We start from the raw sequence: 6,009 nt of genomic DNA, 5'->3' as shown, positions 1-6,009 counted from the left end.
ACAGCCTCGCCATCCCCCGCAATCTCTCCGACCTCGGCGTCACCAAAGCCGCCATCCCCGAACTGGTCCAAGGCGCAATCATCGACCCCTCCTGCGGAGGGAATCCGATCGAATTGACCGAAGAAAACCTGACAACGCTCTTCAACGCAGCACACTAACAGGCTTGCCGAACCGATCCCTCACCTCTCATACTGGACAGAGGTGAGGGAGATTTTCATGACAAAAGAGATTGTTCTGATCCATGGGGCCTTTGCCGGGCCGTGGTGCATGCAGGATTACGCCGGTTTCTTTCGTGCGCGCGGCTGGAAGGTGCACACGCCCGCGCTACGCTATCATGGCGGGAACCCCAAGGCCGATCCCGATCCTGGCCTGACCGATGCCAGCGTCATGGATTATGCCGATGACATTGCAGACTTCGTGCAGGGGTTGGAGAGCAAACCTGTTCTACTGGGCCATGCCATTGCGGGGGTAGTGGCGCAGAAGGTGGCGTCACGGGGTCTGGCCAGCGCAATTGTCCTGATCAACCCAAACGCGGCCTGGGGCACATTGCCCGAAACCGACGACGAACGTGCCGTGCCGCGCGCGTTGATGGAGGGTGGGGCGTTCTGGAAACAGCCCATGCGCGTTGATTTCGATCTGATGGCCCCCTTTGCGCTCAACAAGATGCCCGAGGCGCAGCAGCATGAGGTGTTCGACCAGCTCGGCCCCGAAAGCGGGCGGGTGATGTTCGAGATGTTCTTCTGGATGTTCGACGACCACCACGCGATGAAGGTGGACATCGACAAGGTCGATTGCCCGGTGCTGATCGTTTCAGGCACCGAGGACCGGGCCGTGAACCCCAACACCTGCCGTGCTCTGGCGAAGCTTTACGGAGACCGTGCGACTTTCCTGCCTGTCGACAACCACGCGCATTTTCTGTTCATGGAGCCGGGATGGGAAGGGCCAGCCGAACAGATTGCCAACTGGTTGGATCGGAATGTTGGGTAGGATGGGGTTTCACCCCATCGCTTCCATTCCGCTTTGATGGGTTGGAAACCCATCCTACGTCAGTTGTTGGTTTGAAACGTGCTCTGCGGTTTCCAGACCAGAGAGCCATCGTCATTGCGATGACACCGCAGCAAGCGTTCCTCGCGCGTGCTGATGGTTGAGGTTACGGTGTTGTCACCGGTCAGCAGGATGAAGGCGTCTGGCGAATAGGCCATGCCGTCATAGTAGCAAAACCGCGTCTCGACGCCGTCTGGGATTGGGGATGCAGTGCTGAGCATCTGCTGCGCGGGGGCTGCCGAGGCCAGCAGGGTCAGGGCCAGCCCTAGGGTTAGTGTTTTCATGTCGTCCTCCCGTTCGGAAAATTGTTCGTGGTTAAATTGGGTCTTGGACGCTCAGAACCTCAAATGTCGTTCTTGGATGACGGGTTGAGGGTAAGTGTGAACGAGATCAACGGGTTAGGCAAGGGGGTTGCGGTGTGCCGGGCTGAAGCATGGCCCACGGGTTGGGGACACGTTCCGCGCTATCCACCAAATGCTCGATGCAATGCATCAAGCAAGCACCCAATTCGCCCGTTTAGGCTGACGCGACAGGTGTAATCAAGTAGGATTGGGGCTTAAACCTACCACAGGACGCGGGAAATTTGATGGGTGCGAGCACCCATCCTACGCTTGCTGATTACAGTGGTATTGTATTTTATGCCAAAGCGGGTGGCCTTCCGCTTTGTGAGAAACATAGTTGCAGAAAGACGCGGCTAAACCCTGACCATCAAATTGTGGCTCTTCAAATGTATCAGCATTGAGCCTAGCGTAATTGAAACCTGCAGCACAAAGTAGCACAAATTCTAGCATTTGGACCGCTACTTCGGATTTGGAAACTATCAGCGTGTCCATGAAAAAATCATCGCAGGTGTCATCGGAAGACAAAAGCGCTTCGCTTTCTAATGCCTCTTTGTGTCTAGCAGTTAAATATTGAGCCTTTGACATTAAACCGGCCAGCACTTTAGAGCTTTCAGGGTCCGCGTTTTCCACGCATTTCCCGACCGCTTCACAACAATTGACAATTTTGCCCCAATCCAGATTGTAACCAGCTTTTGGGTATATTGCTTGTCTTGAAGCGTTTAGAAAAATATCGTGAAGATCATGCAAAGCAAAACCCAACAGCGCTCGATCTGCATTGAGTTTTCTGAGCAGTTGTTCGATCGTCAGCTCGCGTTCTTGTTGCATCTGCTTTCGGATCGATTGAATCGTCAATGCTGCTGCACCAAGTGCGGAAATCGCCAACAGAATATCTACAAATGTTTCTTGGTTCAGTTTCCAGTCAACAACTGCAGCAAAGGTAACTGCTGAACACATCGCGGCTACAAAAAGGCCAAAAGCAAAACCTTCGTGAAACTGAATTTTTTTCAAAGCAATTTCTCTATACATCCAACTCCTCAACAAACCGCGCGTTCTCCTGGATATACTGGAACCGCAGTTCGGGTTTTTTGCCCATCAGGCGCTCGACCAGATCGCCGGTCTCGCCGGGTTCGTCCTCGTCTATGGTGACGCGGATCAGTTTGCGGGAGGCGGGGTCCATGGTGGTCTCTTTCAGGTCCTTGGCGTCCATTTCACCCAGACCTTTGAAGCGCGAGACGTCGATCTTGCCTTTGCCGCCCAGACCTTTTTCGAGCCATTCGTCGCGCTCGGCCTCGTCCAGACAATAGACGCGTTTGGCGCCCTGGGTCAGGCGATAGAGAGGCGGGCAGGCGAGGTAGAGGTGACCTGCATCAATCATGGGTCGCATCTGGGTAAAGAAGAACGTCATCAGCAGCGAGGCGATATGCGCCCCGTCCACATCCGCGTCGGTCATGATGATGACCTTGTCATAGCGCAGGTCGTCGACGTTGAACTTGGTGCCAAGGCCAACACCCAGCGCTTGGGTCAGGTCGTTGATTTCGGCATTGGTGCCCAGTTTCGAACTGGCCGCACCCAACACGTTCAGGATTTTGCCGCGCAGCGGCAGTAGGGCTTGGGTCTTTCGGTCGCGGCCCATTTTGGCAGAGCCACCTGCCGAGTCGCCCTCGACGATGAATAATTCCGTGCCGTCCCGTGTTGAACTACTACAGTCCACCAACTTGCCGGGGAGACGAAGTTTCTTAGTGGCGGACTTGCGTTGTGTTTCCTTCTCGGCCCGTCGGCGCAGGCGTTCTTCGGCCCTCAGGATGAGGAAGTCGAGGATCGCCCCGGCGGATTTCGTATCAGCCGCCAGCCAGTTATCGAAATGGTCGCGGACCGAGTTTTCGACCAGCCGCTGCGCCTCGACTGTGGCGAGGCGGTCTTTTGTCTGGCCGACGAACTCCGGTTCACTGATGAAGCACGACACCAGCGCACAGCCTCCGGTGATTAGGTCGTCGCGGGTGATCTGACCGGCCTTTTTGTTGTTGATCAGCTCGCCATAGGCCTTGATCCCCTTGAGGACCGCAGCCCAGAAACCGGCGACATGTGTGCCGCCTTCGGGGGTTGGGACGGTGTTACAGTAGGACTGGATGAACCCGTCGCGCGAAGGTGTCCAATTGATCGCCCATTCGACTTTGCCGGGGGTGCCGAACTTCTCGTTAAAGTCCACGGTGCCGGCAAAGGGCTGCTCGGCATAGGTCGACGAGCCGTTCATCGTCTCCTTCAGATAGTCCGACAGGCCGCCGGGGAAGTGGAAAGTGGCCTCGGTCGGGGTTTCGCCGTCGTCGATGGCGGATTTCCAGCGGATTTCCACGCCCGAGAACAGGTAGGCCTTGGAACGGATGGATTTGAATAGGCGCGCGGGTTTGAACTTGTGATGGCCGAAGATGTCGGCGTCGGCGTGGAACGTGACGGTTGTACCGCGCCGGTTGGGCGCTGCGCCTACTTTTTCCACCGGTCCTAGAGGGATACCACGCGAGAACCGTTGTTCGAACAGCTGCTTGTCGCGTGCCACCTGCACGACCATCGAATCCGACAGGGCATTCACCACCGATGCACCCACACCGTGCAGACCGCCCGAAGTCTGATACGCCTTGCCCGAGAACTTGCCGCCCGCGTGCAGGGTACAAAGGATCACCTCTAGCGCGGACTTGTCCGGGAATTTCGGGTGGGGGTCGATCGGAATACCGCGCCCGTTGTCGCGCACGGTCAGAGCGTAATCTGCGTGCAGTTCCACCTCGATCCGGTTGGCATGGCCTGCGACCGCTTCGTCCATCGAGTTGTCTAGGATTTCGGCCACCATGTGGTGCAGCGCCCGTTCATCGGTGCCGCCGATATACATGCCGGGGCGTTTGCGCACCGGTTCCAGCCCTTCGAGCACCTCGATGGACGAGGCGTCATAGGTGGAGGTCGCTTCTGGCGTCAACAGATCGTCGGGCATGGGTGCTGCTCTTGTTTTTGAGTTTCCCCCATTATGGCAGGTGATGTGGTCCGGGGGAAGAGGGACGCGAGGTGTTGTATCCGGTTTGTCGGGGCCAACGGAACCGGAGCGATATTCAGCGCTGTATTGCAGCGCGTTTACAATGACAGCCAGAGAGTTTTGTCTTTAAAGCCACCTCGAACAAGAGAACTTTTCTCAAGCACATCCGAATATTCGTCATCCCAATCACGGAACCGGTCATTTGTGACGATAGCAGCGCCGAGATCCCGCGCTACCTGAAGGACTAGCGGGTCGGCAGGAGTACCCTTCGGCGCAACCATCACGTGGCTGCATGGCAACCCAAGCAAAGCCGCAAGGGAACTGTCGTTCATATAGCGATCTGAGATTTTGTATCCTACATTGGCATCAAAGACGACGCCCGGTGTCCGCCCCTTTGTCTTCAACTCGTCGACAACCTCGCGCACTGTGGCGATATTAGGAACACCGCCTTTCCAGTGCAAAACATTTGATCCATCGACGACAGCCCAGTTTTTCGAAGTTTTGAGCCGGCGTAGCCTTTTTCCGAACAGCAGCAGCAAACTTGCCAATGCGCACGGTCCTGTCAGCAATAACCAATCTGAGAACGCTGGATTGAACATAGCTATAGCAGAGCCAAAACAAGACAGGGCAAAAATACAGATGAGAGGGCGCACAGTTGAAAAGTCTTTGGTCAGAAAGTTGTTTCAATAGGGACGTAGCAGACAGTAGGGGTGGCTGCCCAGCATATATCAGTGATGCAAAACAGATTGATATTAAACCGCGAGCTTTCCAAGGTCTCGTCATGTTTCGAAATCCCGTTTAGGCTTTGTTCCGGAAGCAGAAATTAGGGAGCAGAAGAATTGAGCTGGATCAGAACCATTCCATTGGAAGAGGCGACGGGAAAGCTGAGGAGGCTTTATGACCGGGTCACCGGGCCGGACAACAATGTGGACAATATCATGATGGCGCACAGCCTGCGGCCGCATTCGATGGAAGGCCATATGGCGATGTATAAGGCCGTACTGCATCACTCGGGCAACAAGATACCGAAGTGGTTTCTTGAGGTGCTGGGCGTGTGGGTCAGCTCTCTGAACCGGTGCGGGTATTGCGTAGAACATCACTTTTCCGGATTGCAGCGGTTGCTGCAGGATGAGGTGCGCGGCAATGCGATCCGTGCGGCGATTGAGGCGCGTGATCCGGCCTCGGCCCCGCTGGACGCGGCACAGGTCGAAGCGATGAGATATGCGCGCAAGCTGACCGAGGCACCCGGTGATCTGACCGAGGCGTATGTGATCGCTCTGCGAGAGGCGGGGTGGGAAGATGGCGAGATTCTTGAGATCAATCAGGTGTGTTCGTATTTCTCCTATGCGAACAGAACCGTTTTGGGTTTGGGGTGTTCGACTGACGGAGACGTTTTGGGCTTGTCGCCGAACAACTCGGACAATCCTGATGATTGGGGGCATCGGTAAGTGCGGGGCTGGCCGCTCCCCCCTATGTATTTTGGGGTCATGTAAAGAACGGGCATAGGCCTGTTCTTTGACGCCCCGATAAAACCTATGTCAATTTGACACCAATCAAAGCGCGCCGTGTGACAATCGGCTAAGCATCTCCTCGACAGTGAAACCGAGG

General features: G+C 55.8%; 6 protein-coding genes and 1 pseudogene. 3 read left to right on the top strand and 4 right to left on the bottom strand.

The features are described from left to right. Together ACR0MJ_RS07590 and ACR0MJ_RS07585 are read left to right on the top strand one after the other, a co-directional pair. Positions 1–158: pseudogene (locus tag ACR0MJ_RS07590) on the top strand (iron-containing alcohol dehydrogenase); the annotation flags it as partial. A 58-nt stretch (positions 159–216) separates the two neighbouring features. Further along, positions 217–987 (top strand): alpha/beta hydrolase, encoded by a 771-nt coding sequence (locus ACR0MJ_RS07585; protein ID WP_480760247.1) that lies wholly within the window; start codon positions 217–219, stop codon positions 985–987. A 59-nt stretch (positions 988–1,046) separates the two neighbouring features. Here the strand turns inward: ACR0MJ_RS07585 and ACR0MJ_RS07580 are convergent, their stop codons facing one another. The 4 genes from ACR0MJ_RS07580 to ACR0MJ_RS07565 form a co-directional block, all read right to left on the bottom strand. Next, positions 1,047–1,328, bottom strand: a complete 282-nt coding sequence (locus tag ACR0MJ_RS07580) for a hypothetical protein (protein WP_480760243.1) — start codon at positions 1,326–1,328, stop codon at positions 1,047–1,049. Positions 1,329–1,649: 321 nt separating this feature from the next. Further along, positions 1,650–2,411: a hypothetical protein gene (locus ACR0MJ_RS07575; protein ID WP_480760240.1), complete on the bottom strand. Its 762-nt coding sequence runs from the start codon at positions 2,409–2,411 to the stop codon at positions 1,650–1,652. Beyond that, on the bottom strand, positions 2,404–4,362 hold the full coding sequence (gene parE / locus ACR0MJ_RS07570) for a DNA topoisomerase IV subunit B (protein WP_170596082.1): 1,959 nt from the start codon (positions 4,360–4,362) through the stop codon (positions 2,404–2,406). The genes ACR0MJ_RS07575 and parE overlap by 8 nt, the downstream gene beginning before the upstream one ends. A 137-nt stretch (positions 4,363–4,499) precedes the next feature. Further along, complete coding sequence (locus tag ACR0MJ_RS07565) at positions 4,500–5,000, bottom strand: NYN domain-containing protein (protein WP_170420985.1); 501 nt, start codon at positions 4,998–5,000, stop codon at positions 4,500–4,502. 240 nt (positions 5,001–5,240) lie between these two features. On the opposite strand from ACR0MJ_RS07565, the gene ACR0MJ_RS07560 reads away from it, so the two are divergent. Further along, positions 5,241–5,849: a carboxymuconolactone decarboxylase family protein gene (locus ACR0MJ_RS07560; RefSeq protein ID WP_480760236.1), complete on the top strand. Its 609-nt coding sequence runs from the start codon at positions 5,241–5,243 to the stop codon at positions 5,847–5,849. The last annotated feature ends 160 nt before the right edge of the window (positions 5,850–6,009 follow it).

The organism is Ruegeria sp. C6, from assembly GCF_056537625.1.
Note: the sequence above shows the minus strand (reverse complement) of the source record. Positions and strands in the feature narration are given on the sequence as shown.